29 protein-coding genes and 3 pseudogenes are annotated in these 24,829 nt (G+C 72.8%); 16 read left to right on the top strand and 16 right to left on the bottom strand.

Going from position 1 to position 24,829, the window contains the following annotated elements; all coding sequences use genetic code 11:
• Nucleotides 1–40 precede the first annotated feature (40 nt).
• A pseudogene (locus C593_RS31715) lies at nucleotides 41–490 on the bottom strand (beta/alpha barrel domain-containing protein); the annotation flags it as partial.
• A 605-nt stretch (nucleotides 491–1,095) separates the two neighbouring features.
• On the opposite strand from C593_RS31715, the gene C593_RS0114585 reads away from it, so the two are divergent.
• Entirely contained in the window at nucleotides 1,096–2,508 is a 1,413-nt protein-coding gene (locus tag C593_RS0114585) for an XRE family transcriptional regulator (RefSeq protein ID WP_018848037.1), read from the top strand.
• 24 nt (nucleotides 2,509–2,532) lie between these two features.
• Here the strand turns inward: C593_RS0114585 and C593_RS0114580 are convergent, their stop codons facing one another.
• The 5 genes from C593_RS0114580 to C593_RS0114560 are packed head-to-tail and all read right to left on the bottom strand — an operon-like array spanning nucleotide 2,533 to nucleotide 6,586.
• Nucleotides 2,533–3,837 (bottom strand): PP2C family protein-serine/threonine phosphatase, encoded by a 1,305-nt coding sequence (locus C593_RS0114580; protein ID WP_018848036.1) that lies wholly within the window; start codon nucleotides 3,835–3,837, stop codon nucleotides 2,533–2,535.
• On the bottom strand, nucleotides 3,810–4,850 hold the full coding sequence (locus tag C593_RS0114575; RefSeq protein ID WP_018848035.1) for a SpoIIE family protein phosphatase: 1,041 nt from the start codon (nucleotides 4,848–4,850) through the stop codon (nucleotides 3,810–3,812). The genes C593_RS0114580 and C593_RS0114575 overlap by 28 nt, the downstream gene beginning before the upstream one ends.
• Nucleotides 4,847–5,323, bottom strand: coding sequence for an ATP-binding protein (locus C593_RS0114570; protein ID WP_020610312.1), 477 nt, complete (start codon nucleotides 5,321–5,323; stop codon nucleotides 4,847–4,849). The genes C593_RS0114575 and C593_RS0114570 overlap by 4 nt, the downstream gene beginning before the upstream one ends.
• Nucleotides 5,301–5,711, bottom strand: coding sequence for an STAS domain-containing protein (locus tag C593_RS0114565; protein WP_018848033.1), 411 nt, complete (start codon nucleotides 5,709–5,711; stop codon nucleotides 5,301–5,303). Before C593_RS0114565 ends, C593_RS0114570 begins: the two co-directional genes overlap by 23 nt.
• Nucleotides 5,708–6,586, bottom strand: a complete 879-nt coding sequence (locus C593_RS0114560) for an STAS domain-containing protein (protein WP_018848032.1) — start codon at nucleotides 6,584–6,586, stop codon at nucleotides 5,708–5,710. Before C593_RS0114560 ends, C593_RS0114565 begins: the two co-directional genes overlap by 4 nt.
• A 140-nt stretch (nucleotides 6,587–6,726) precedes the next feature.
• On the opposite strand from C593_RS0114560, the gene C593_RS31020 reads away from it, so the two are divergent.
• Entirely contained in the window at nucleotides 6,727–7,209 is a 483-nt protein-coding gene (locus tag C593_RS31020; protein WP_018848031.1) for a MarR family transcriptional regulator, read from the top strand.
• A 193-nt stretch (nucleotides 7,210–7,402) separates the two neighbouring features.
• Here the strand turns inward: C593_RS31020 and C593_RS0114550 are convergent, their stop codons facing one another.
• On the bottom strand, nucleotides 7,403–7,906 hold the full coding sequence (locus C593_RS0114550) for a MarR family transcriptional regulator (RefSeq protein WP_037745872.1): 504 nt from the start codon (nucleotides 7,904–7,906) through the stop codon (nucleotides 7,403–7,405).
• A gap of 208 nt (nucleotides 7,907–8,114) precedes the next feature.
• On the opposite strand from C593_RS0114550, the gene C593_RS0114545 reads away from it, so the two are divergent.
• The 4 genes from C593_RS0114545 (at nucleotide 8,115) to C593_RS31015 (ending at nucleotide 12,176) form a co-directional block, all read left to right on the top strand.
• Nucleotides 8,115–9,173, top strand: coding sequence for a PP2C family protein-serine/threonine phosphatase (locus tag C593_RS0114545; RefSeq protein ID WP_018848029.1), 1,059 nt, complete (start codon nucleotides 8,115–8,117; stop codon nucleotides 9,171–9,173).
• 215 nt (nucleotides 9,174–9,388) lie between these two features.
• A complete protein-coding gene (locus tag C593_RS0114540; protein ID WP_018848028.1) occupies nucleotides 9,389–10,243 on the top strand; it encodes an alpha/beta fold hydrolase in 855 nt (284 codons plus the stop codon).
• A 73-nt stretch (nucleotides 10,244–10,316) separates the two neighbouring features.
• Nucleotides 10,317–10,838, top strand: coding sequence for a chloramphenicol phosphotransferase CPT (gene cpt, locus C593_RS0114535; RefSeq protein WP_018848027.1), 522 nt, complete (start codon nucleotides 10,317–10,319; stop codon nucleotides 10,836–10,838).
• Nucleotides 10,839–11,294: 456 nt separating this feature from the next.
• A complete protein-coding gene (locus tag C593_RS31015) occupies nucleotides 11,295–12,176 on the top strand; it encodes a hypothetical protein (protein ID WP_158686846.1) in 882 nt (293 codons plus the stop codon).
• Between the two features lie 80 nt (nucleotides 12,177–12,256).
• On the opposite strand, the gene C593_RS0114520 is transcribed toward C593_RS31015, so the two are convergent.
• Together C593_RS0114520 and C593_RS29675 are read right to left on the bottom strand one after the other, a co-directional pair.
• Complete coding sequence (locus C593_RS0114520) at nucleotides 12,257–12,454, bottom strand: DUF397 domain-containing protein (protein WP_018848025.1); 198 nt, start codon at nucleotides 12,452–12,454, stop codon at nucleotides 12,257–12,259.
• Nucleotides 12,451–13,065, bottom strand: coding sequence for a Scr1 family TA system antitoxin-like transcriptional regulator (locus C593_RS29675; RefSeq protein WP_018848024.1), 615 nt, complete (start codon nucleotides 13,063–13,065; stop codon nucleotides 12,451–12,453). The genes C593_RS0114520 and C593_RS29675 overlap by 4 nt, the downstream gene beginning before the upstream one ends.
• Between C593_RS29675 and C593_RS32510 the strand changes: the two are divergent.
• Nucleotides 13,037–13,462, top strand: a pseudogene (locus C593_RS32510) (ATP-binding protein); the annotation flags it as partial. The gene C593_RS29675 and the pseudogene C593_RS32510 overlap by 29 nt on opposite strands.
• Nucleotides 13,463–13,476: 14 nt before the next feature.
• On the opposite strand, the gene C593_RS32505 reads toward C593_RS32510, so the two are convergent.
• Both C593_RS32505 and C593_RS0114505 read right to left on the bottom strand, forming a co-directional pair.
• Nucleotides 13,477–14,145 carry a permease prefix domain 1-containing protein gene (locus tag C593_RS32505; protein WP_018848023.1) on the bottom strand — a complete coding sequence of 223 codons (669 nt, stop codon included), beginning with the start codon at nucleotides 14,143–14,145 and terminating at the stop codon, nucleotides 13,477–13,479.
• The gene (locus C593_RS0114505; RefSeq protein WP_018848022.1) at nucleotides 14,142–14,483 is read right to left on the bottom strand and encodes a helix-turn-helix transcriptional regulator; all 342 of its coding nucleotides are present in this window, start codon (nucleotides 14,481–14,483) and stop codon (nucleotides 14,142–14,144) included. The genes C593_RS32505 and C593_RS0114505 overlap by 4 nt, the downstream gene beginning before the upstream one ends.
• Nucleotides 14,484–14,573: 90 nt before the next feature.
• Between C593_RS0114505 and C593_RS0114500 the strand changes: the two genes are divergently transcribed.
• The 5 genes and pseudogenes from C593_RS0114500 (at nucleotide 14,574) to C593_RS0114480 (ending at nucleotide 17,805) form a co-directional block, all read left to right on the top strand.
• The gene (locus tag C593_RS0114500; RefSeq protein ID WP_018848021.1) at nucleotides 14,574–15,125 is read left to right on the top strand and encodes a hypothetical protein; all 552 of its coding nucleotides are present in this window, start codon (nucleotides 14,574–14,576) and stop codon (nucleotides 15,123–15,125) included.
• Between the two features lie 375 nt (nucleotides 15,126–15,500).
• Complete coding sequence (locus tag C593_RS31010; RefSeq protein WP_158686845.1) at nucleotides 15,501–16,046, top strand: CAP family protein; 546 nt, start codon at nucleotides 15,501–15,503, stop codon at nucleotides 16,044–16,046.
• Between the two features lie 421 nt (nucleotides 16,047–16,467).
• Nucleotides 16,468–16,560 (top strand): annotated as a pseudogene (locus tag C593_RS32500) (IS5 family transposase); the annotation flags it as partial.
• Nucleotides 16,561–16,759: 199 nt separating this feature from the next.
• Entirely contained in the window at nucleotides 16,760–16,969 is a 210-nt protein-coding gene (locus C593_RS0114485) for a hypothetical protein (protein ID WP_078521504.1), read from the top strand.
• Between the two features lie 404 nt (nucleotides 16,970–17,373).
• Entirely contained in the window at nucleotides 17,374–17,805 is a 432-nt protein-coding gene (locus C593_RS0114480) for a VOC family protein (protein ID WP_026277691.1), read from the top strand.
• 183 nt (nucleotides 17,806–17,988) lie between these two features.
• On the opposite strand, the gene C593_RS0114475 is transcribed toward C593_RS0114480, so the two are convergent.
• Nucleotides 17,989–18,681 (bottom strand): 4'-phosphopantetheinyl transferase superfamily protein, encoded by a 693-nt coding sequence (locus C593_RS0114475; RefSeq protein ID WP_018848016.1) that lies wholly within the window; start codon nucleotides 18,679–18,681, stop codon nucleotides 17,989–17,991.
• A 191-nt stretch (nucleotides 18,682–18,872) separates the two neighbouring features.
• Between C593_RS0114475 and C593_RS0114470 the strand changes: the two genes are divergently transcribed.
• Entirely contained in the window at nucleotides 18,873–19,436 is a 564-nt protein-coding gene (locus tag C593_RS0114470) for a hypothetical protein (RefSeq protein ID WP_018848015.1), read from the top strand.
• 314 nt (nucleotides 19,437–19,750) lie between these two features.
• On the top strand, nucleotides 19,751–20,206 hold the full coding sequence (locus C593_RS0114465; RefSeq protein ID WP_018848014.1) for a hypothetical protein: 456 nt from the start codon (nucleotides 19,751–19,753) through the stop codon (nucleotides 20,204–20,206).
• 84 nt (nucleotides 20,207–20,290) lie between these two features.
• Here the strand turns inward: C593_RS0114465 and hemC are convergent, their stop codons facing one another.
• Nucleotides 20,291–21,241, bottom strand: a complete 951-nt coding sequence (hemC, locus tag C593_RS0114460; protein ID WP_026277690.1) for a hydroxymethylbilane synthase — start codon at nucleotides 21,239–21,241, stop codon at nucleotides 20,291–20,293.
• A gap of 198 nt (nucleotides 21,242–21,439) precedes the next feature.
• On the opposite strand from hemC, the gene C593_RS0114455 reads away from it, so the two are divergent.
• Nucleotides 21,440–22,522 carry a right-handed parallel beta-helix repeat-containing protein gene (locus tag C593_RS0114455; protein ID WP_018848012.1) on the top strand — a complete coding sequence of 361 codons (1,083 nt, stop codon included), beginning with the start codon at nucleotides 21,440–21,442 and terminating at the stop codon, nucleotides 22,520–22,522.
• Nucleotides 22,523–22,545: 23 nt separating this feature from the next.
• Nucleotides 22,546–23,574, top strand: a complete 1,029-nt coding sequence (locus C593_RS0114450) for a methyltransferase (protein ID WP_018848011.1) — start codon at nucleotides 22,546–22,548, stop codon at nucleotides 23,572–23,574.
• A 92-nt stretch (nucleotides 23,575–23,666) separates the two neighbouring features.
• Here the strand turns inward: C593_RS0114450 and C593_RS0114445 are convergent, their stop codons facing one another.
• Genes C593_RS0114445 through C593_RS0114435 form a run of 3 tightly spaced genes read right to left on the bottom strand, consistent with a single transcriptional unit; the run spans nucleotide 23,667 to nucleotide 24,780 of the window.
• Nucleotides 23,667–24,002: a TcmI family type II polyketide cyclase gene (locus tag C593_RS0114445; RefSeq protein ID WP_018848010.1), complete on the bottom strand. Its 336-nt coding sequence runs from the start codon at nucleotides 24,000–24,002 to the stop codon at nucleotides 23,667–23,669.
• Nucleotides 24,003–24,038: 36 nt separating this feature from the next.
• Complete coding sequence (locus C593_RS0114440; RefSeq protein ID WP_018848009.1) at nucleotides 24,039–24,521, bottom strand: SRPBCC family protein; 483 nt, start codon at nucleotides 24,519–24,521, stop codon at nucleotides 24,039–24,041.
• 1 nt (nucleotide 24,522) lies between these two features.
• The gene (locus C593_RS0114435; protein WP_018848008.1) at nucleotides 24,523–24,780 is read right to left on the bottom strand and encodes an acyl carrier protein; all 258 of its coding nucleotides are present in this window, start codon (nucleotides 24,778–24,780) and stop codon (nucleotides 24,523–24,525) included.
• Nucleotides 24,781–24,829 lie beyond the last annotated feature (49 nt).

Genomic DNA, 24,829 nt, shown 5'->3' with positions numbered 1-24,829 from the left:
GGGTGGCCGGCGTGACGCACCAGGTGCCGGGCGTACGCGTCAGCGGGCCGCCGAACCCGGCCTCGGCGTCGGCGACGATCGGCGCCAGCCAGTCGGTGGTGTCCGTGCCGCCCTCGGCCGTGGCGATCTGGTCGGCGCGCAGCAGCGCGTTGTTGATCCGGCGGACGACCTGCGGCACCGAGTTGACCGGGTAGAGGCTCTGGTCCGGGTAGGTGTGGCCGGCCTGGTTGGCGTCGGCGGCGACCTGCCAGCCGGAGAGGTAGATGGCCTGGAGGCCCGCCTTGACCATCTGCACGGCCTGGCCGCCGGTGAGCGCGCCGAGGGCGTGGATGTAGTCCTGGGAGTGGAGCTGTCGCCACAGGCGCTCGGCGCCGCGGCGGGCGAGGGTGTGCTCCTCGCGGACGCTGCCGGACAGCCGGATCACGTCCTCGGCGCCGTAGGTGCGCTCGATGCCCTTCCAGCGCGGGTCCTCGGCCCACCGCCGTGCCAGCTCCTGGGCCGCCGTCGTCGTGTCTGCCTGTGCCATGACCGTCTCCCGGGTCGTGTGAACCGCTCGGTTTGTGAACGGAGCGGATGGGTGTCACTTGGTGTCACTGAGTGCCGTGCAGTGCCGCTGTGTGTGTCGTCAGTGCGACCCGCCGGGAGGCTCCCCGGCCCCGGTCCCGAGGTGCGGAGAGGTGAGCAATGTGCGCCGGTGTCCGTTGGGAGAGGTCGAGAAGGCGACGTCAGGGCATGAAATCGCTGTCTTCCCGACCGGCTCGGCAACCGGGTCCGGCGGGCCGCAGTACGACTCTGGCACTGGCACTGAGTGCCATCAACCATGGACCTCTGCCAACTTCTGTGAACGCGGGGGCGGCGTTTTGCCAACTTTGCCAATGGTCGCGGTGGCTGGATCCGGCCTACGATCCGATCGGATCGGATCGGATCGGCGCGGCACGGACCCGGCGGCGGGCCCCGGGGGCTCCGGAACCGGCCCGCGCGCGAGTGAGCCGGACCGGGCCGGACGGGACACGGCCGGACCGGACGGACCGGACGGAACGTGGATAGCCGTAGCCGTAGCCGGACCGGGACCGGCACGAGGGAGACGAGGCGGACGTGAGCAAGACCTACGCCGGACCGCGGCTGCGCCGGCTCCGCGAGGAGCGCCGCCTCTCCCAGGCAGAGCTGGCCCGGATGCTGGCGATCTCCCCGAGCTATCTGAACCAGATGGAGCACGACGCCCGCCCGCTGACCGTGCCGGTGCTGCTGCGCCTGACCGAGGTGTTCGGCGTCGACCCCGGCTTCTTCTCGGAACGGGACACCACGCGCATGGTCGCCGACCTCCGCGAGGCCCTCGCGGGGGAGGTGGAGGCCGGCCGCGTCTCCGCCGCCGACCTCGCCGAGCTGGCCTCCCGGATGCCGGCGGTCGCGGCCGTCCTCCTCGACCTGGGCCGCCGCGGCCATGCCCTGGCGGAACGCCTCGCCGAAGCCGCCGAGGGCCGGGGCGCGGCCCCGTCGCCCGACGCGCCGCGCTCCCCGCACGAGGAGATCCGCGAGTTCTTCTACCGCCGCCAGAACTACCTGCACGAGACCGACCTCGCCGCCGAGGAGCTGGCCCGGGCGATCGGCCTGCGCCGCGGCGAGGTCCTGCGGGCGCTCTCCGCCCGGCTGGCCGACCGCCACGGCGTCCGCATCGCCACCGGGGGCGACGCCCTGCACCAGTACGACGCCGGCGACCGCATCCTGCACCTGGGCGGCCAACTGCGCCCGGGGCAGCAGGCGTTCCGGATGGCGACCCAGCTCGCCCTGCTGGAACACGCCGACGGCATCTCCGCCCTCGCCTCCGAGGACTACGACGAGGGCTCGACGGCCTGGTCCCTGGCCCGCATCGGCATCGCCAACTACTTCGCCGCCGCGCTGATCCTCCCGTACCGGGACTTCCACGCGGCGGCGGAGGAGGTCCGATACGACATCGAGCTCCTCACCGACCGCTTCGGCCTCGGCTACGAGACGGTGTGCCACCGCCTGAGCACCCTCCAGCGGCCCCGGCTGCGCGGGGTTCCGTTCTCCTTCGTCCGCGTCGACCGCGCGGGCAACATGTCCAAGCGCCAGTCCGCGACCGCGTTCCACTTCTCCCGCGCCGGCGGCACCTGCCCGCTGTGGAACGTGTACGAGGCCTTCGCCTCACCCGGCCGCATCCATGTCCAGATCGCCGCCATGCCGGACGGCCGCCGCTACCTGTGGACCGCGCGCACGGTCACCCGCCACCGGGGCGGCTGGGGGGAGCCGGGCAAGACCTTCGCCATCGGCCTCGGCTGCGAGATCCGCCACGCCTCCCGCCTCGTCTACTCCGACGGACTCGACCTGGACAACGCCGCCGCCGCGACCCCGATCGGCATGGGCTGCCGCGTCTGCGAACGCCTCGACTGCCCCCAGCGCTCGGTCCCGTCCCTCGGCCGCCCCCTCGCCGTCGACGAGAACCGCAGCACCTTCGTCCCGTACGCGGTCCAGGACCCGGGGGCGGGGTGAGCCGGCGGCGGTGGACCCGGGGTGTCATCCCGTGAGACGGACCGCCAGTGCCAGCGTGTCGTCGGGGTGCAGGACGTCCGTGAGGATGTCCGTGGCGATGTTCCGGGGGATGCCGGCGGTCGGTTCGCCGCGGTGGCGCCGGGCCGCCCGCAGGAGGATCCGCTCGCCCTCGATGGGGCTGCGGCGGCTTTCCGTGAGGCCGTCGGTGTAGAGGACCAGCAGGTCTCCGGGGGCCAGAGTGGTGCTGAGGACGCCCTCGCTGCCGGGTTTCGGGTAGCCGATACCGCGGCCGCGGACCTCCAGGAACCCACCGGTGCCGTCGGCTCGGACGAGGAGGGCGGGCGGGTGGCTGCCGTTGGCCAGCCTCAGCTCCCGCGTCGCCGGGTCGACCCGGGCGAGGAGGACGGTCGCCATGACGTCGTGGTCGACGGGGGCGAGGACCCGGTCGGTGCGTTCCACGATCGACTCCAGGCTGTGGCCCTCCAGGGCCAGGGTGCGCACGGCGTGGATCACGGCGAGCGCCGTCCGGGTCCCGGCGACGCCGTGGCCGAGCGCGTCGACGACGGTGATGTGCACGCTCCCGTCGGGCAGGGTGAACCAGTCGTACAGGTCACCGCCGGTGGGGTCCTCCTCGTAGGCGGGCGCGTAGTGCACGGCGAGTTCGAGCCCGTCGACGTGGAGCGGCCGGGGACGCAGCGCGTCCTCCAGGGCGCGCAGCGCCTGCCCGTGTGCCCGTCTGAGCTGCTGGTCGCGCTCGTCGAGCTGGACGTAGAGCGCCAGCACCCCGCTGTTGGTCTGCGCGAGTTCGTGCTCCAGCCGCCGGTGCTCCGCGGCGAGGGCGTCGGCCCGGCCCAGGGCGGCCCGGAGCTCCTCGTCGGCCAGCGCGCGGTCTGCCTCCGGGGCCGTCGCGGGTGAGGCGGTCGGACGGCAGGCGGCGGGCGGGCGCGCACCGGGGGGACCGGCGCCCGCAGGACTTTCGGCCCCGGTGGCGTTCCGGACGGCGGGCCGCTGGACCGGCAGGGTCCACACGACGGTGCCGTCGGGGGCGCGCTGCCCGGGCAGGGGCAGCCGTCCGGGGTCCACGGCCCGCGGGAGGGCGGCGGACCGCGGCAGGCGGAGGGTCACGACCAGCCGGTCGGCGCCGGACGCGGCGGCCTCGCTGCGGGCGGTGAGCCGGACGAGTCTCCCTCGCTCCAGCGCGCCCGCGGCCACGTGGGCCAGGGACACGACGAGTCTGCCCCGGTGCTCCGCCGTGAGGTGGTGGGAGACGGCGATGGTGCGGGCAGCGCGTCGCAGGGCCGTCAGGGTCCGGATGGTGTCACGTGACATGTCGGTCCTGGCGTGGGGCCGAGGACGAGGACGGTGGCGTCGTCCCGGTCCCGGCGGTGGTTGTGGATCAGGGAGGCGGCCAGCAGTGCCGGGGGCAGGTGCAGTTGGAAGGGTGTGGCGTCGCGTGTCCACCGGTGCTCGACGCCGTCGGTGTGCACGAGGGCGACGGAACCCGGGGCGCTCAGGTCCAGCACCTGCGTCTGCGGCACGGGCATGTTGTAGCCGACGATGCCGGGCCGGCCGATGAGCTGCTGGTGGACACCGCCGGGTGACAGCGCCAGTGCGCGGATGTTGCCGACGCCGCAGTACTGCGCCCGGTCGCCCCGGCGGCGCACGACCGCCGCCGCGGCACCGCGGGTGTGCCGCAGCGCCCGGTGCAGGCCGTTCAGAATGCCGGGAAGGTCGTGGCCGGCGAGCGGACGGAACGCCCGCACGGCCCGCTGCACGGCCGCGGCGGCGTCGGGACCGTGCCCCAGCCCGTCGAGCACGAGGGCGGTGCACGTGTCCGCGTGCGGGACGACGGCGTAGGCGTCCCCACACAGCAACTGCCCGGCAGCCGGCAGGCACAGGGCGCTGACCGGGGGCGCCGGCCGCTCCGCGGCGCGCGGGGCGGCGAGCCAGGCGTGTGCGAGGGTGCCGTACGCGGCCTGGGAACGGATCGTGAAACTGGTGGCGATACGCCGTATCGCGCCGAGCCCGGCGCCGAGGGTGTTGGTCGTGGTGTACCCGTCGGTGAAGCTCAGATCGAGGTCCGGGATGCCCGGACCCCGGTCCACACCGAGGAGGTCCATCCCGTGGCCGGCCGCGGCGGGCTGGACGTAGACCGTCCCTCCGCGCGCGTGCTTGTCGGCATTGCTCGCCAGTTCGCTGGCCAGTACCGCCGCCCGGTCGGGCAGGAAGCCGGGCAGGCCGCATGCCCGGGCCACCTCGCGGGCGCGTGCGGCGGCGACGGGCACCGCGCTGTGGTGGTCGATCGGCACGGAGACGGCAGGCTGCCACGGAGGGGGCGTCACAGCCGCGTGCTCCACCGGACCGCGACGATGGTGGTGCCCAGCCCGGGAGCCGTGTCCACGTCGAACTCGTCCATGAGGCGACGGGCGCCTCCCAGGCCGTGACCGAGGCCGGGCCCGGTGGTGTAGCCGTCCGTGAACGCCCGGTCGAGTTCCGCGATCCCGGGGCCGTGGTCGACGACCGTCAGGCGTACTCCGGTCCGCCCGGCCCCGTGGACGATCTCGACCTGGCAGTCCCCGCCCCTCCCGTGCGTGTAGGCGTTGCGGGCCAGTTCGCTGGCCGCGGTCACCACCCGCGTCTGGTCCACGAGACCGAAACCGGCGCGGACCGTCGCCGCGCGCACGGCGTGCCGGAGCGCCAGGAGGTCCTTCTCGGAACGCAGGGGATGGGTGGCGCACTCGGGTCGCTCAGTGGCGCCGGAGTCCGACCCGGCGTGCGGGGATTCGTCCACGTCACCGCGGGGGAGCATCGGCATGCCCTTCGTGGGGTCGGCGGGCCCGGAACCAGCCCAGGGCGGTCATGCCCTGTTCGGCGTTGAGAGCGGTCTCCACTCCGTCGAGCCGCAGTCCGAGCTCCACCAGGGTGATCGAGACGGCGGGCCTCATGCCGGCCACCACGACTCTCGCGCCCAGGAGGCGGGCCGTGACGGTCAGTTCCATGAGGGTTCTGGCGACGTAGGAGTCGATGATCTCCAGCCGCGAGATGTCGATCAGGACGCCGCGCGCGCGGTCGCCGACGATCCGCTCCGTCAGCTCCTCGGTGAAGGCCACGGCGGCTCTGTCGTCGAGCTCGCTGAGCAGACCGGTCACCAGGACGTCCCCGAGACGCAGGATGGGGACGCCCGCGCCGGCGGAGCCGTTCAACGCTCCACCGTTGCCCCGGCGCGCCGGTCCGCCTCTTCGGTCAGCGCCATGGCGGCGGCCAGCGCGTCGGCGACGGTCGCCCGGGTCAGGATCGGCGACAGGTCGATACCGAGCTGCGCGATCATCTGGGCGATCGGCGGCCGGATGCCGCTGATCAGACAGTCCGCCCCCATCAGACGAACGGCGTTCACCGTCTGCATGAGGTGGTGGGCCACGGCGGTGTCGACCGTCGGCACGCCGGTGATGTCGATGATGGCGACCCGTGCCTCGTCCCGCTGGATGGCCTCCAGGAGGCTCTCCATCACGATCTGGGTCCGAGTCGTGTCCAGGGTGCCGATCAGCGGCACGGCGAGAATCCGGTCCCACAGACGCACCACCGGTGTGGAGACCTCGAGCAGCTGACGGCTCTGCCGTCTGATGATCTCCTCGCGCCCCTCCACGTAGGTCTCGAACGACACCGCTCCGGCTCCGTCCAGGACCCGGTTGACGAGCAGTGCCGCCGCGTACAGGGCGTCGGCGTCGTGGGTCGTGCGCTGCACGGCCTCGAGGAGGGCCTCCTTCAGCGCCAGCACCGCCAGGAAGGTGGCCGTGGGGGTCGCCCCGCACCGTGCGCGGCGCGACGAGAGGTCGACGACCGCCTGGTGCAGGACGGACTGCGCGGCGATCGCTCCCGCCGGCGTCCGGTCGTCCTCGAGTGCGGTGCGCAGGGTGTCGACGAGACCGTCCGCCTCCTCGCGCAGATCCGGCTCGGTGAGTCCGGGTCCCGGGTCCGCCCGCTCGGTCTGGAGCTGCACCCAGCGGTCGGCAACGCTCTCGGGCTGGTCCCGCAGCGCGGTGAGGACGAGCTTGCGAGCCTCCGGCTCACTGGCGTTCATTTCATCCACCTCGGCAATAGTTGTCGCGCGGCAAACTTACCCCGGGCCGGGAGAGGCCGTAACCCCGGTCGGCCGCTTACGGCAGCCCGTTCCGGGCACCAGCACAGACGTAGGCGACCAGCGACGAGCCCGGGTGAGGCATGGACGGCGGCAGTGCGGAGGAAGCGGGCACGGCGGCCGGGAGGGGTGAGGAGGCGGAGCGGCTGGCCGCCGCCCTCGTGGCCCTGTCGGAGTACGCGGACACGGTCCCCGTCCCGGAGTTCCCCCTGTCCGTGCGCGCGCTGGCGGCGGTCGACCGGTGCGAGGGGCTGGGGGTCACCGGCCTGGCCGCCGTGCTGGGAGCCACGCTCCCTTCCGCCAGCCGCCTCTGCCGGGAACTGGAGGACGAGGGCCTCCTGGTCAGGCGCTCCGGGGCGGGCGACCGCCGCCGCCGGTTCCTGGAGCTGACCCGGTCCGGGGCGCAGGCGCTGGCCCGGATGCGGGCCCGCCGGGCCGCGTCCCTCGCCGGAGCCCTGCCCCGGTCCCCGGAGTCCCTGGCCGGCGTCCTGGACGCCTGCGCCCTCGCGGAGAGGCACCTGCGGCGGGCGACGGCCACGGGCGATGACACCTGCCCGGAGCGGTGACGGGACGTGGCCGGCCGCCTCCCCAGGGTTGATTAACGCGTGGAAACAGTTGCCGTTTGACAATCAGCGGCAGAGGGAAGACTCTTGAGCGGCGCGAACCCGGACTGCCGTGTCCACGGCCCGGACCGGGGGAGTGCGCCTGGGAGTGGAGGTCGGCGGACTTGGGGGGTCACATGGCGCGAGACCGGAGCGGTCAGGCGGACTCCGCCTCCGTCGCGCTCGCCCCCGTGCCGGGGGAGGCGCGGTCGAAGGCGACGCGGAAGCCCCTCAGGCCGGCCGCCAGTGCCGCCCGCTCCCCCGCCGGCATGGCGGCGATCACGTGGAGCAGCGCCGCCTCCCTCCGGCCCCGCAGTTCCCGCAGGTAGGTCCGGCCCCTGGCGGACAGGCGCAGTTCGATCTCCCGGCGGCTGGCGGTGCTCGCGGCCCGCTGGACGAAGCCCAGGGCGTCGAGCCGGTCGCACATGCGGCTCACCGACGAGGGGGCGGAGCCCAGCACGTCGCTCAGGGTGCGCAGGTTGATGGGCTGGTCGCGGTCCAGGACGTACAGCACGCGCAGCTGGGAGGAGGAGACCGGGGCGGGCGAGGTCGCGTCCCTCCCCTGATTCCACAACACCTCGAGAAGCTCGATGACCTCCCCGACGGCAGACGCGGCCGCATCCCGATCCCGATCGGCGCCTGAAGAAGTCTCGGAATGCATGCCCTCAACTGTGACACTTTGCAACGGCCTTGTCAGTCTCCGGGACATAAGAGGCCATACACTCCTTTTTGCTCAATCCCCCTGAACAGGCGGTCATCGCACGGTGGACAGACTCTCGACCGTAGAGCGCGCTCTGCGGGCAGCTTCTCCCCACGCCCTTCTCGACGCGGTACGGCATGCGCTCGCCGAACACTACGGTGCCCGTTCCGTGGACCTGTTCATGGCGGACTACGCGATGACCATACTGCAACCGGTCAGCGCCCTCCCCTTCACCGCCGAGTCCGTGCCCGCGCACGCCGGCGCGGCAGGGCGCGCCTTCGGCTCGCAGGAGCCACAGGTCGAGGCGACAGCGGGCGGCGACGAGGCGGTGGTGCACCTGCCCGTCAGCGTGCGCGGGGACCGGCTGGGTGTGCTGACCGTCCGCCTCCCCGGCGACCGGTACGACCCGGAGACCGGGGCGGAGCTGGAGGACGTCGCGGAGATCCTCGGCCACGAGATCATGGTGGCCGAACGCGACACCGACCTCTACCTCCAGGCGCGCCGTGCCAGCAGGCTCACCCTCGCGGCCGAGATGCAGTGGCAGCTGCTGCCGGGCCGCTCCTGCTCCCGGCCGGAGTACGAGATCGGCGCGCAGCTCGAACCCGCCTACGCGATCCACGGCGACAACTTCGACTGGTCCACCTCCGCCGACCACCTCACCCTGACCGTCAGCAACGGCATGGGGGAGGGCATCGAGGCCGCCCTCCTGACCAACCTGGCGGTCAACGCGCTGCGCAACGCCCGGCGTGCCGGGCTGTCCCTCGCCGACCAGGCGTACCTCGCCGATCAGGCCATCTACGGGCACTACCGGGGCGCCGCCCATGTGTCGGTCCTCCTCCTGGGCTTCGACCTGGACACCGGGCAGGTCGAGATCATCGATGCGGGATCGCCGAAGATGTGGCGGCTGAGGCAGGGCCGGGCGGAGCCGGTCGAGTTCGAGGCGCAGCTCCCCCTCGGCATGTTCGAGGACACGGTCTATACCACGCAGTCCTTCACCGCGGAGCCCGGCGATCGCTTCTTCTTCCTCAGCGACGGCGTGTACGACGTGGCCTCACCGGCCGGCGAGCGGTACAGCGAGCAGGCGCTCGTCCGTGCCATGGCCGCCACGCGCCTGATCCCGCCCTCCCAGGTGCCCCGGGCGGTCCTGCAGGAACTCGCCAGCCACCGGGGGCGCATCGAGGCCGACGACGACGCCATGGTCGTCTGCCTCGACTGGCACGGCCGCTGACCGGACGCCGGGTGCGTGAACCCGGTGTCCGCGGGGCCGTGACGCCGCCGGCACAAGCGGAAGGACCGCTCGTGCGGGGCCGTGACACCTGGCGGCGCAAGCGGAAGGACCGCTCCCGGTGGAGCCGGCGGCCCCTGAGCCACTAGCCTGACGGGCCGACTCGTCCGGCCCGCCCGGGCGGTACGGCACACCGACCGAAAGGCGCGTCGCCCGTCATGCAACCCACGTTCGTCCTGGTCCACGGAGCGTTCGCGAACTCCTTCTCCTTCGCACCGCTCCAGGCCGAAATCGGCCTGCTGGGCCACCGTTCGGTCGCCGTCGACCTGCCCGGCCACGGTTTCGCCGCGACCTATCTGCACGCGTACCAGACCCCGCAGGACCCGGCCGCGCTGGCCACCGCGCCCGGTGCGCTCAAGGGCGTCACCCTCGCGGACAACGCGGCGCACCTGATCCGCATCCTGGAGCGGGCCAAGGAGAACGGCCCGGTCGTCCTCGTCTCGCACAGCCGCGGCGGCATCACGGCCACCGCGGCGGCCAACGCGCGCCCGGACCTGATCGACCGGATCGTCTACGTCTCCGCCTGGTGCCCCGTCGCGCTCGATGTCGGCGACTACTACGCCGAGCCGGAGATGGCGACGGTCGACCCCGCCTCCCTGGCCCTGGCGGCCTGCGCCAACCCGGCCGAACTCGGCGTCCTCCGCGTCAACTTCCGCACGGCGGACCCGGCGGCCCTCGCCGCCTTCAAGGCCGCCTTCCTCGCGGACGGCACCGACGAGGAGTTCCTGACCTTCCTCAACACCTTCCAGCCGGACGAGAACCTCGACGTCGGCACCTCCGCCGACCGCGCCCGGGCCGCGACCTGGGGCCGCATCCCGAAGACCTACGTCCGCCTCGCCGACGACGCCAGCCTGCCCCTCGCCCTCCAGGACCGCCTGATCCGCGAGGGCGACGAACTGACCCCGGACAACCCCTACGACGTCCGTACCCTCCCCGGCAGCCACCTCAAGTGGCTCACCGCCCCGTCCGAGGCGGCCCGCCTCCTCGCGGACCTGGCGGCGCCGCCGGCCTGACCCGGTACCCGTCACCGGAAATCCGCTGCGCTCCGCGATCCGGTGCGTCTACCGTGGCGCGGTGACGACTCACGTGATCGTGCTCAACGGTGGTTCCAGCTCGGGAAAGTCGGGCATCGTCCGCTGCCTGCAGACGGTCCTGCCGGACCCGTGGCTGGCCCTCGGGACGGACACCTTGGTGGACGCGATGCCGGCGTCCATCCGGGCCGCGGACGGCGGGATCGAGTTCGCCCCGGACGGCGGCGTGCACGTCGGCCCGGCCTTCCGCACGCTGGAGGCCGCCTGGATCGAGGGCGTCGCCGCGATGGCCCGCGCGGGCGCCCGGGTCATCGTCGACGAGGTCTTCCTCGGCGGCGCGTCCTCCCAGCGGCGATGGCAGCAGGCGCTGGGCCACCTGCCGGTGCTCTGGGTCGGCGTCCGCTGCGACGCCGGGGTGGCGGCGGGCCGCGAGATCGCCCGCGGCGACCGCACCCCCGGCATGGCCGCGTCCCAGGCCGAACTGGTCCACCGGGGCGTGCTCTACGACCTGGAGGTGGACACCACGCGCACCGAGGCGATGGAGTGCGCCCGCACGATCGCGGCCCGCATCGACTGACGCGCGCCGCCGGCCTGCCTCAGCCGGTCACGCCCCCACCTCGCGCGTGGCCGACCGGCGTCCGTCCCTGCTCGCCCCGGCCCGGCCGATGACCTGGCCCGAGCGGGTCCCGACCTGGTCGCCGAAGGGGCCTCGGCGCCCTCCTCCGGGCCCGGTGAGCGGGCCCGGAGTGCGGCAAGAGGCGTTGGGCATCCGATTCTCCAAGGGTGATTCACTGGAATGCCCAGCAAGGCTATTTCGCGTCGAGTCCGCGATGTGGTGGCGCGATCGGGTACCCCTGAATCTCAGATTCCCGTCAAATGATCACGGTCCGGTAACCGATTCTCGGTGCTGTGCAGCGGATATGACGCCGTGTGCTTGGCTGTCTCTCGACCCGCCGACCACGGGTCGAAGGAAATTCGCGTTGAAACGGGGAGAGCCTTCTTCATGGTGCGTATGCGAATATCCTCTGCTGTCATGGCCTCGATCGCGATCGCTGCTTCCGTCGTGACTCCCGGCGCGGCGTTCGCCGCTGACGGTGGCCCCGACCCTGCCCCGGCGGAAGTCTGCTCCGGCGGTTGGCGCAAGAATGTGTACGGCTACAAGGCCACCCACATTGGCAAGGGGCCCGTCTACAAGGACGGCCCCGGTGGGACGATGGTGATCACGAGAACCACTGCGGAAAAGGTGGGCTCGTCCGTCACCGGAACCGCGGGAGTGACGGTGGACTACGCTGTCGCCCAGGCGAAGGCGGAAATCAGCAGGGAGTCTGCGAAGGAAGTCAGCTGGGGCACCGATCACCAGTACCGGCGCAACGTGGCAAGCGGCAGGTACGGAAATACCCAGTACGGCTCCTGGGGGCACTCGGCAACGTGGGAGAAGTTGGGAGACCCGCTCGTGATTTCACTTTCGCGCGGTGCCGCGACTGCAGCGATCGTCATCGCGACCGTGGCCACGGTTGTCGGCTGCACGAAGACGGACACGACCGAGCCGCTTCCGCCCGCCCCCTCGGGCTCGCCGTCGAAGCCGGTATCCGACGTGAAGCTGACGCCGCCGGAGATTCAGCCAGGCTATCGGCAGGTTGCTGCGGACGGGCCTCGACGTGGTGCGTGGGACCTCGGTGCCGTCACGCTCACCAAGGGGGTTTCGTGGGTGAACGTCAACTGCGTCGCGGACTCCGGTACGGGCAAGCTCGTCATCGCCATCGACACCGTGGGAGAATTCACGGTCGACTGCCCGAGCACGGAAGCCCGGATCAGCGTCAACCAGTTGGACCTGGCCGAGGGTCGCAAGGGACGCTTCCACATCGAGGCCGACAAGCACATTCGATGGAGCGCCAGTCTCCAGGTGGCCAAGTGACCTGATCCGGCGATGGCGGCGGCTGCGGACCCTCCGAAATCGGAGGGTCCGCAGCCGGCGGCTCTTTCGTGGGCAGGCCGTCAGCCGGTCACGTCCCCACCTCGCGCGTGGCCGGTGAACGCGGCCCACGCCGTGGGGGAGAGGCTGAGAGGCGCGCGGCTGGTGTCCTTGGAGTCGCGGACCAGGACGGAGCCGGGGTTCACGGCGACCTCGATGCAGTTGCCGCCGCCGTCGTCGCTGTGGCTGCTCTTGAACCAGGCGGGCTCGGTGGTGCTCATAGCGCTCCTCGCATCTGCTCCAGCAGGCCGGCGGTCGCCTGGTGGCTCAGGGCCTGCGAGCGCATCTTCCCATAGCGCTGGAGCATGGCGCTGACCGCTTTCGCGTCAGTGATCAGGATGCTGTGATCGTGGGCTTCCACGTATCCGGCCCAGCGGCCGTCCTGCCTTTCGGCCACGCTCAACGGGCCGGTGGAGCCCGCGTGTTCCTCCTGCGTCCGAGGCATCACCTGGATCTCGACGTTCCGCAGCCGTCCGGTGGCCAGAAGGTGATCGAGCAGCGCGCGCGTCACCTCTCGACCGCCCAGCCCCCGGTCGAGCAGCGCCTGTTCGATGATGAAGCCGAAGGCCGTGCCGGGGCGTTCCGCCAGCAACCGCTGCCGGTCCAGCCGGCCCTCGACGCGCTGCTCGAACTGGTCCTCCGTCAGCGGTGGCAGCCTGCGCTCGAACAGGGCGCGGACGTAGGGTTCCGGTTGCAGCAACCCCGGTACGGCGCGGCACTCGTAGGTGCACAGAGTCGTCGCCTTCTCCTCGATCGCCGCCCACTCCAGGAACCAGCTCGCCAGCCCCGCCCGTCGCGTCAGGCTGCGTGCCGCCGCCGAGAGCACCTTCACGCAGCGACTCTCCGCCACCCGCCGGGGCGCCCGGCTGGCGCGGCTGCTGGCGGCGCATCAGCTCACCGAGTGGGGCCACCCGCGCGGGACCGACGCCCATGACGCGGTCGTACTCGTGGTCGCCGAACTCGCCGCCAACGCCGCTCGCCACGGCCGTGTCCCCGGGCGGGACTTCGCCCTGCGGATCGCGTACGACGCTCAGCGCGCCACCGTCCGGGTCGAGGTCGCCGACACCCACCCCGCACGACCGCGACCGTCCGGCGCGCCGCCGGCCCTGCCCGCCCCCGACGCCGAGCACGGGCGGGGGCTGCTCCTCGTCGAGGCGCTCGCATCGGCCTGGGGCGTCGACGACCGGTGCGGTGGGCCGGGGAAGACGGTCTGGGCGGAGTGCGCCCTCGGGGCACCCCGCCGTCAGGACGCGGTGGCGAGCCCGGCGCAGTGGCGGCAGGCGCGGGCCGATGAGCCGAGGCGGGCGTGGACCACCAGGGTGAGCGCCCCTGCGGCCGCCGCGGGGGCCCAGTCGCCGGCGGAGACCGAGAACGCGGTGAGGGAGAGCGCCCCGACCGCGAGGGCGACGCTCGCGCAGGTCGCCGTCCAGGCGACCGCGTCGGGCAGCCGGTCCGGGACGGGGACGCGGCGTCCCAGGGGGCCGGTGAGGAGGGCCGCCCCGGCGGCGAGGAGCGCGGTCGCGGCCGTGAGGCCGCCGAGCGCGAGCAGCAGCGCCGCGGGCACGGCGGTGCCCGCCAGGTACCAGCAGGCGATCAGCGCCGGCAGGCCGACGGCGAGCAGCAGCGCGGTCCGGCGGGCCTGGGCGACGCCGAGTTCGCGCTGGAAGGCGGGTCGCACCTCGTCGACGGGGCCGAAGTCCCGGACGGCGCGTTCGGCCGCGTGGTCGGCGGGGACGCCCTGGTCCACCAGGTCCGCGACCGCGTCGGCGAGTCCGTCGTGCGCCTCGCGCAGCAGTCGGTCCCGGACCTTCCGAGGCCCGTGCAGCCCGGCGGCGAGGGCGGTGAGGTGCCGCTCGACGGGGCCGCCCCCGTACCCGTCTCCGTCCGCGGCCGGGGCCTTCCGCCCGGTCACGACGCCACCCCCGGCAGCGGGCGCGGGTCCAGCACCGAGCCGATCGCGGCGGTGAACTCCCGCCAGGACGTGCGCTCCTCGGCCAGCGCCGAGCGTCCCGCGTCGGTCAGTTCGTAGCAGCGCCGGCGACGCTCGCCGACCGACTCCCACCTGCTGCTGAGCAGCCCGGTCCGCTCCAGCCGGTTGAGCGCCGGGTATGTCGTGCCGGTCCGCAGTTCCAGCGCGCCGCCGCTGCGTTCCTGGACGGCCGTGATGATCGCGTACCCGTGCTTCGGCCCGGATTCCAGGGCGGCGAGCAGCAGGCCGTCGAGATGTCCTCGTACATGGTCGCCTCTCATGGGTAGCCAGCCTACACATGGCTTACCTTGGCGTGCTATGTATTGGCAGGCAATGCATCAACCATTCCGCTCGTCTCCGGAGGATCCGCGGTGACCAAGTTCCTGCTGTCGATACACGTTCTGGCGGCGATCCTCGCGATCGGCCCGGTCGCCGTCGCCGCTTCGCTCTTTCCGCGCGTGGCCAAGGAGACGGAGGCAGGGACGGAGACAGGGACAGGGACAGGGACGGGGACAGGGACAGGGACGGGGACGGAGGGCGGCGGGAGTCCGGGGCTCGGCGGCTGGGTCACCGCCGCGTTCCTGCACCGGATCTGCCGGGTCTACGCGGTCGTCGGCGTGACCGTCCCGGTCTTCGGCATCGCCACCGGCGCGCAGCTCGGGGTGCTCACGGACGCGTGGCTGATCGTGTCCCTCGTCCTGACCACGGCCGCGGCCGTGGTGCTGGGCGCGGCCATCCTGCCCGGCCAGGAGCGCCTGCTCGCGACGGCGGACGCGGACGGGGCGGACGCCCCGGCCCCGGCGCCGGTCCCGCCCCGCGCCGCTGCCGCCCGACTCGCCATGCTCACGGGCGTGTTCAACCTGCTGTGGGCCGTGGTCGTCGTCCTGATGATCGTCCGCCCGGGCTCGACGACCAGCGCCTGAACGCGGCGCCCCGGCCGGGCACGGGCGGGAGGCGGGGAGGGCTCATGACGACGCGCGCCAGGCAGCGTGACTCTCCGCGCCGTCCTGTGTCCCGCCCCTGCGGAGTGGCGACGCTGATCGGCCTCGCGGCCTCCTTCTTCTCCTGCCGCACCAGTCTCAGAGTTTCCGTTCGGGGAACGGTCGGCGGGACTCTTCCCCGAGCGCTTACCCGAAGCTCTTGTTCCGGTCTGTGCACCCTGGCGGGTGGTGTCTCCACCTCCTTCGGGTGGTTCCCGTGCCCGCGATCCGGTCCGGCCCGCGGGCTGTGGCCGATCATGGCGTTGTCGTGCTGAACCGATCCTGGGAGAAAAGATGTTGCGCAGAACGCTGGGTGCCGTGCTCGGGCTGCTGTTGCTCGGTGGTGGCACCGCCACCGCCGCCACCGCCGCCACTGGCGGTCACGAGGCTCAGACGGCTCCGCTTGCCGCCGTCCAGGCCCCTGCCGCCGGGGAGTGGCAGCAGGCGATGGAGCGGACGAACACCTACCGGGCCCTGCACCAGGCGGACCCGCTCACCCTGGACGCTGCGATCAGCGCGGACGCCCAGGCGTGGGCCGCACACCTAGGGCGTTCAGGTACTTTCGGCAACCATCCGAACTCCCCATACGGTCAGAATATTTGCCTGACTTCCGGGAGTTTCGCGGCTGCGGCGGAGAAGTGCGTTGAGGCCTGGTACAGCGAAGTCAGCCACTACGACTTCCGTCGGCCCGGGTTCTCCCAGGCCACCGGCCACTTCACCCAGTTGGTGTGGGCTGCCTCCCGACGCGTTGGCTTCGGCGCGGCCACGGACGTGCACGGCCGCACGGTCGTCGTGGCCTTCTACGACCCGCGGGGCAACGATTACAGGCGGTTCGCCGAGAACGTCCGGCCTCCCGTGAACTGAAGGACCACGTGATGCAGGAGCGGTGGCCGGCACGTTCCCGTCCCACCGGAGTCGGCTCGTATAGGGGACGACCTCGCCCGAGGGCGCGGCCCCACTGCTCCCTGCACTGCGAATGCTTGGCCAGGCGCCTTGATCCACGTGGGCGGCTCGGCCAGAGGCGCCAACAGCCGTACTTACAAGCTTTGCAAGAGGTTGTTCTCGCCTGTGATGCATGCGTATCAGTCGATCTTGACGCAGCAGATGGTGATGCGGGTGAGGCTGTGGAAATCGTCGATGCCTACGGGGCGTGTGAGGCTGTCGAAGGGACGGAAGACGACGTAATCCTGTCTCATCCCAGGACGCCCGGTCTTCGCGGTCGTGTGCTTCAACTGCGGCTACCCCGCGCCTGGGCGCATACGGTTCGCGGCGGTACGCCGGAAGCATGGCGAAGCGACGTCCGTATCCAAGTGATCTGTCCGATGCCCGCTGGGAGTTGATCGAGCCGGTGCTTGCCGCATGGCGGCTCGAGCGCCGAAGCAGAGCCTTGCACTTGGCCGGCCGCCCGAGCAGGGCCGGCGCGACATCATGGTCCAGGTCAGGACGAGTGTCGTTCTCGCCCTTGCCTCGGCTGCCGTCACGCTCGCCGCGCCGCTCGCAGCGGGGCCATCCGCCTCACTACGACCACGGGGGAGTACGCCCGGGTCGAATTCCAGGCCAAGGGGGAGAAGGTGATCATGCGTAACACCTGGCAGGCCTATAAGGGTGTGTTCACCCTGCACATCCGCACCTCGGACGGCTGGAAGAAGCACAGGAGCCGGCGGGTCGACTCCGGTACCTCCCTGACGTCGACCTTCAACATCGCCGAGGGCACGCGCGTCGCCATCACGGCCTGCATGGAAGCCGCCATGTTCGGTTGTGCGGGGAACATCCGGCTCGTCGCCTGACGCTGACGCCTGGGCCCGGCCGGGTCCGTCCCTGACTCGGCTCCCGGGCCACGACCCGGTTCCGGGCCCCGGCCCTGCCCCGGGCCCCGGCCCTGCCCCGGGCCCCGGCCCTGCCCCGGGCCCCGGCCCGGTCCAGGCCCCAGGCCGCCCCGCGCCCTGGCACGGCGGCCGGAAACCGCGTTGTCCCGCGCCCCGACCGCCGCGTAGCGTGGGACGCGTGACTGCCGGGTCGGCCATGGGCCACACACGAGTGAGGCGCCCGGCCCCGGCGTGAGGACGGGGCGGGCCAGAGGTCCGCCGTTCTTCTCCGTGTCCCGTTTCAGAGCCCCCGGCCCGCGCGCACGGCGCGCGTGGTCCCCTCGAAGCCCAGACAGACCGGAGAGTCGTATCCCATGCCCAAGCCCATGCCCTCGGACCCGCAGTCCACGCCGACGAGCCCCGAACTGCCCGTCGGCACCGTCCATCTCAACCACACCGTGGTGTACGCGAAGGACCGGCGGCTGTCCGCCGACTTCCTCGCGACGATCCTGGGGCTGACGGTCGACGCGCCCTTCGGGCCGTTCCTCCCCGTCGACCTCGGCAACGGCGTCACCCTCGACTACTACGAGCAGCGCGACGAGCCCGTCCAGTCCCAGCACTACGCGTTCCTGGTGCCGGACGACGCCTTCGACGGCATGATCGCCCGGCTGGAGGCGGCCGGGGTGACGTACTACGCCGACCCGTCCCACACCGAGCCCGGTCGGATCAACCGCCTCTTCGGCGGGCGCGGGGCGTACTTCGACGACCCCTCGGGTCACAACATGGAGATCATGACCCGCCCCTACGCCCGGACCTGACCCCCCCCAGGCGGCCCGGCCCGGTCGGCGGCCCGGCCCGGTCGGCTGCCCCGCCCGGGCCGGGAGCCCGCGAACCCCGTCGGGCCTTCAAGCGGGGCAACCTGGGCTGCTGATCCGCACCGGCCCGTCCGGGGGCACGCACGGCTCCCGGGCGAGCCGGGCTCAGTCGGGGACCGGTCCGGCTCAGCCGGTGACCGGCAGCGCGACCGCCGTGAGGATCAGGCCCCGCCCGGACGCCCAGCGCCCCGCGAAGGCGTCCAGCCGCCGGCCGCCCACCACCGGGCCCGGTACCAGCAGCCGCGCCTCGAAGGAACCCGAGCGCGCGGTCGCGTACGTGAAGAGCACCGACGCCTCGTGGAACTCCAACTCCTCCCGGGTGAGCGGATACCACGCCTTGAACACCGCCTCCTTGGCGCTGAACAGCAGCTTGTCCGGACACGGCCCCGGGCCCGCCCCGTCCGTCCGGTCCCGTACGCCGAGGGCGCGCAGTGCCTGCTCCCGTTCCGGCGGGAGGGCCACCATGTCCCACACCTCGTCGGGCACCGGTTCATCGGTCTCCGCGTCGATCCCCAGCGCGGCGAACTCCTCCTGCCGCGCCACCGCCGCGCCCCGGTACCCGGCGCAGTGGGTCATGCTCCCCACGATCCCGCCCGGCCAGCGCGGCGCCCCGCGCGGCCCGCGCAGCAACGGCACCCGGGGGACGCCCAGTTCCGCGAGCGCCTGCCGGGCGCAGCGGCGGACCGTCGCGAACTCACCGCGCCGCACGGCCACCGCGCGCGCGACCAGCGCCTCCTCCTCCGGGAACCAGTCGGGCGCCACCATGTCGTCGAACGCCTCGGCCCAGCGCACCCCGGCGGGCAGCACGGTCTCGATCAAGGGGGTCCCTCCAGGGCGACGGCGCTCAGCGCTACGGCGTTGACCAGCGGGTACGCCACGGCCCCGCACCCGCCCACGGTATCCGCGCCCCGCCGGCGGGCCCACCCCGGCCACCGGTGGCGGCGGCGCGGCCCGCCGCGGGGCGGCCGCCTCATTGGCCTCTGACAGGTTCGTCGTCCATACTGCCCGCCGTGGAGCAGCGCATAGAACCGAACGCCCAGCCCGAGTTCGCCGCCGGTACGGACCCGTCGTTCGTGCCCCTGGTCGGCATGCAGGCCGCCGCGAAGCCGGCCACCGGGAAAGCCGAGGAGGCCGAGCGGTCCGAGCAGTCCGAGAAGCCCGGCGAGGACCCGGCGGAGGCCGAGGCCCTGCCCGAGACGGCGGCCGACGAAGAGGCGACGGCCGCCGCCGCTGAGACCACGGGCAGCGAGGAATCCGCGGACCGTGCGGACGACGGTGACGCGGAGCCCGCCGCCGGCGGTCCGTCCTTCGAGGCCCGCGACCGGCGCGGCTCGATCACCGCCGACCGCGCCGGCATCGTCTTCCGTCTCGACGACCAGGAGGCCGACTTCCGCTGGGACGAGGTCCGCGCCGTCGAGATCTCGCTGCCCCGTTTCGGCCGGCGCTTCACCGTGACCGTCCACGTCGCCGCCGCCCGCTGGTTCAACGCGGAGGTCCAGGCGGACTCCCGGAGCCGGCTCCAGGAGTGGGAGGCGGGGCTGGACGCCGTCCTCGACGCCTACTTCGAGGAGTAGGAACTCCGGGAGGCGGAACCGGGCCGGCCCCGGGCGGACGCGAGCCGCCCGGGGCCGACGCGCGTCCGGGCCCCCGCGTTCAGGACGCGCTCGCCATCATTCCCCCTGTCCGGCCCCACGGTTCATGACGAAGGGCCGGGCTCCCCCGGTTGCTCGCGCACCTGCCCGCCCCGCCGGTGCCCATGAGAGGTCCGGGCCGACGTTTCGGCGATCGTTGAAATGCTTGCCGCCGCTCTCGCTCCCTGACGACAGTTGTCGAGCGGACCCGACGGTGCCTCGGAGCGCACCGCGCCGCAGACCACAAGGGAGTTCTCATGACGCTACGACGCGCGCTCGCGTCCTCCGTGGCGGCCGTCGGACTGACCGGCGCCGCTCTCCTCGTGCCCACGGCGACCGCGCAGGCGGCACCGCAGGACTGCGAACGCGGACGGAACGGCTTCGTCGACATCTCCGACAACGCCACCGGGACACCGGTCCGCACCCTGGACATGGGGGCGGGTGTCAGCATCACGCTCCAGTACGGCACCGTCTCCGGAGCCCAGCGCGGCTGGGCCAAGATCAGCGGCCGCACCTTCAGCGGCGACCGGGTGTGGATGGACTGGACCACCAACGGAGGGTCGAGCTGGCTCCAGTGCGGACCCTTCACCGTGGGGACCACCGGCGCCAGCAAGACGAGCGCCGCCAAGACGACCAGCACCTCGAGCAGCTACAAGTTCCGCGCCTGCGGCAACCTCAACGGCGGCCCGGTCCGCTGTACCACGTGGTGGTGACCTGCCCCGTCACCCGTGTGCGGCACCCCGGCCCGGGGTGCCGCACCACCGCCTCGCCCGACCCGGCCTCCCAGGGCACTGCCCCTAGTGCGCGATCCCGTCGATGAGTTCGCGCGCCCCCTGGCGCAGCAGGGCCACCGCCACCGAGGTGCCCAGGGTGGCCGGGTCGAGGCGGCCCGCCCATTCGTGGGCGTTGAGGACCGTCTTGCCGTCCGGGGTGAAGACCTTCGCCCGCAGGGACAGGTCGCCGTTGCCCTCGGCCCGCGCGTAGCCGGCGATCGGGCTGTTGCAGTGGCCCTGGAGGACGTGCAGGAACATCCGCTCGGCGGTCGTCTCACGGTGGGTGGCCGGGTCGCCGAGGCCGCTGACCACGTCGATCACGGCCTCGTCGCCCGCGCGGCACTGGAGGGCGAGGACGCCCGCGCCGATCGGCGGGCACATCGTCTCCACCGGCAGCACCTGGCTGATCACATCCGGCCGGCCGATGCGCTCCAGGCCGGAGACGGCCAGCAGCAGCGCGTCCGCCTCGCCCGCCGCCAGCTTCTCCAGGCGCCGGTTGGCGTTGCCCCGCATCGGTACGCACTCCAGGTGCGGGTGCGAGGCGGCGAGCTGGGCGCTGCGGCGGACGGAGGAGGTGCCGATCCGGGAGCCCGCGGGCAGCTGGTCCAGGCTCAGCCCGCCCGGGTGGACGAGCGCGTCCCGGATGTCGTCCCGCTTCAGGAACGCGGCGAACACCGTGCCCGCCGGCAGCGGCCGGTCGGCCGGGATGTCCTTGACACAGTGCACCGCGAGGTCCGCCTCGCCCGCCAGCAGCGCCGCGTCCACCTCCTTGGTGAACGCGCCCTTGCCCTCGACCAGCGCCAGGTCCCCCATCCAGCGGTCCCCGGTGGTCGTCACCGGGACGACCTCCGTGGCGATGCCGGGGTGACGTGCCGCCAGCTCGGCGCGGACGCGCTCCACTTGGGCGAGGGCCATGGGGGAGGAGCGGGAGACGATGCGGATGCGCTCGGGCGCGGCAGTCGGCGCGGCAGTCATGGCGTACACGATAGGTCCTCGGGACTCGTGCCCCGGACGAGTCGCCCCCCGGGCCGGGCGGCCCCCGGAGCGCTCCCCGGCGACGCCCCCGGGAGGCGGACGGGCATTGCGCTGCCCGGGGACGCGTCGCGGGCGACACGACACCGCACAGGCGGAGCTTCACCGCGAATCACCTGATCCGGCACATAGCTTCGGATTATGACGAAACGACAAATCCCCCTGCTCGGCTGCGCGGTCCTCCTCGCCGCCTCCGGCCTCGGCCTCTCCGCCCCCACCGCATCCGCCACCACCCTCCAGGTGGCCCCCGGCGACTCCATCCAGGCGGCCGTGGACGCGGCGAAGCCCGGCGACACCGTCCGGATCGCGCCCGGCACCTACCGCGAGAGCGTCCGCATCACCACCTCGGGCATCACCCTGCGCGGCGCCGGCGAGGCCACCAGGCTGCTGCCCGCCCCCGGTGCGCCGGTCAAGACGGGGAAGGCCGCCGCGGACAGCTGCGCCGCGGCCGGCAACGGCATCTGCGTCCAGGGCACCGAGGCCGAGCCGGTCGAGGGCGTGACCCTGCGCTCCCTCGCGCTGTCCGGGTACGCCAAGAGCGGCGTCTGGGCGCTGTGGACGGACCGGCTGACGGTCCGCCAGGTCAGCTCGGACGACAACGGGACCTGGGGTATCGCCCAGGAGCGCTCCACCCGCTCCGACCTGTCCCACAACTCGGTCAGCGGCAACGGCGACGCGGGCATCTTCGTCGCCAACACCGTCACCGAGGAGGCCGGCGCCACCGACACCCTCGGCACCCGCGTCCGCGGCAACGACATGTCGGGCAACCGGATCGGCGCCACCGTGCGCCGGGTGCGGAACCTGACCGTCGAGGACAACCACATCACCGGCAACTGCGCGGGCCTCTTCCTCGTCGGCGACGAGTCCAAGCCCCGCGCCGGCGCCCTGACGGTCCGTGACAACCGGATCATCGCCAACAACCGTTCCTGCCCGGCCACGGCGCGGCTGCCCCGGATCCAGGGCGCGGGCATCGTGCTGACCGGCACCGAGGACACCCTCGTCGAGTCCAACATGATCTGGAACAACGTCGGCGACTCCCCGTTCTCCGGGGGTGTCGTCCTGTTCAAGAGCGTCGTCGGCGTCCCCGGCACCGGCAACGTCGTCCGCGGCAACGTGGTCCTCGGCAACGGCTCCGCCGACCTCGCCAACCGCGACACGGCCGGTACCGGCAACCGCTTCGACGCCAACGTGTGCAACGTCTCCGAGCCCGCCGGCCTGTGCTGACCGACAACCAGAAACGAGACGGTATGACCACCGCAACCACTCCGCCCCGTGACGCCATGCGCCTGCGCGAGCTGGTCTTCGGGGCCGCCTGCGCCGCCGCCGTGCGCGCCGCGGCCCGCCTCGGCGTCGCCGACGCCCTGGAGGACACCCCGCAGGACGCCGAGGCCCTCGGCGCCGCCGTGAAGGCGGACCCCAGGGCCCTGCGCCGCCTGCTGCGGGCTCTGACCTGCTACGGCGTCTTCGCCGAGGAGCCCGACGGGCGCTTCGTCCACACCGACATGTCCCGCCAGCTCCGCGAGGACGACCCCCACAGCCTCCGCTGGATCGCGCTGTGGTGCACCGAGCCCTGGACCTGGGCGGCCTGGCCCAGGCTGGACGAGGCCGTGCGCACCGGCGACAGCGTCTTCGAGGGCCTGTTCGGGAAGGAGTTCTTCCCCTACCTCCACGAGGACGCCCCCGAGTCCGCGCACGTCTTCAACCGCGCGATGACCACGTCCAGCGTCCAGTCCGCCCGGGACGTCGCGGACCTCCTCGACCTCACCGGCGCGGCCACCGTCGCCGACATCGGCGGCGGCCAGGGCCATGTCCTCGCCAGCCTGCTGGAGAAGCACCCCGGCCTGCGCGGCACCCTCCTCGACCTGCCGGGCGTCGCCCAGAACGCCGACCCCCGGCTGCGCGAGGGCGGGGCGCTCGCCGACCGCGCCCGGATCGTGGCCGGCGACTGCCGCCGCGAGGTCCCGGTCGAGGCCGACGTGTACATCATCAAGAACATCCTGGAGTGGGACGACGAGTCCACCCGCCGGACCCTGGGCAACGTCATCGCGGCCGCCCGCCCCGGCGCCCGGGTGGTCGTCATCGAGAACCTGGTCGACGACTCCCCGTCGATGCGGTTCACCACCGCGATGGACCTGATGCTGCTGCTGAACGTGGGCGGCGCCAAGCACACCCGGGCGAGCATGGCGGCCCGGATGACCGAGGCGGGCCTGGTGCTCGGCGAGGTCCGTCCGGTCAACGCCTATCTGCACGCCTTCGAGAGCACCGTCCCCGCCTGACGGACCGTGCACCGACGGCGGAGGCCGGACCCGCGCCCTGCGGGTCCGGCCTCCGCCGTCTGCCGTGCCGTGCCGTGTTCCCCCGGCCGGGGTCAGCGGCCCGGTTCGCTCTGCCAGCTGTAGAACTGGGTGGCCATCGCGTCCTTCGGACTCCGCCAGGTCTCCGGATCGTACGGGCTGACGTAGGCCGCGAGCCGCTCGCTGACGTCGCGGAAGGCGATGTGCTCGGTCACCTTGGCGATGGCCGGACCGGGCGGCCGGTCCGACTCGATCAGGTGCATGTACAGGTCGTCGCCGAAGTGGAACAGGCTGCGCCGCCGGACCCCGACGAGGTGCGGCAGCTCACCGCTGTCGGAGTCGGCGAACACCTGGGCAATGTCCGGTGCCGAACCGGGTGCCATGCGGGCGACGATCAGTGCGTGGTGCATCGGGGCGTCCCTTCGGGGCCGTCGGACCGGGGCGGTTCAGCCCCGGCTCACCGGGGCGGTCTCGCGGCCGCTGCGGGCCTGCTGCTCGATGCGGTCGCGGATGAGACCCATCTGCACGCGCGAGTTGCGGTTGATGTTGTCGGTCATCCACTCGTCGTCGACGGGCGCGTCCGGCTTCATCGCGAAGTCCTGCGTCCAGTGCATCCGCACGCCCTCGGGCGTCTCGGTGTACGTCCAGCGGATGTTCATGTACTGGAAGGGGCCGGTCTCGACGCGCCTGGCGCGGACGCTCAGGGCGGCCCGGTCGGCCTCGCGCTCGGAGACCCAGCTCCAGACCTTGCCGTTCTCGTCCGGGTACATGGTCAGCCGGAACACCGTCCGGTCGCCGTCCCGCTCCAGCACCTCCACCGAGGCGTACTCGGTGAACAGCTGCGGCCAGTTGTCGATGTCGTTGGTGACGTCCCAGACCAGGTCCAGAGGGGCGTCGATGAGGATCTCGTTCTCGGTGTGCCCGGACATGTCAGGCTCCTGCCATCAGAGAGTCGTTCACGAGGTCGAGGAACTCGCGGGGGGTCTTGCAGCGGTCGGCGTCGGGCGGCAGCGCCCGGCCGTACCGGTTCTCCAGTTCGCCGACGATCCCGAGCAGTCCCAGCGAGTCGAGGCCGTAGACCTCGAAGGGGGTGTCGGGGTCGCGGTCCATGACGGCCGCGTCGACGGTGATGCCGGCGCCCTTCTTCATCAGAGCCGACAGTTCGGTTGCGGTGAGTCGTTCGGTCATGGGGTCCTCCTTGTCCGCCCGCCGGGGCACGCGCCCCGGCGGGAGTCGT

Source organism: Streptomyces sp. CNT372, from assembly GCF_000377145.1.
Note: the sequence above shows the minus strand (reverse complement) of the source record. Positions and strands in the feature narration are given on the sequence as shown.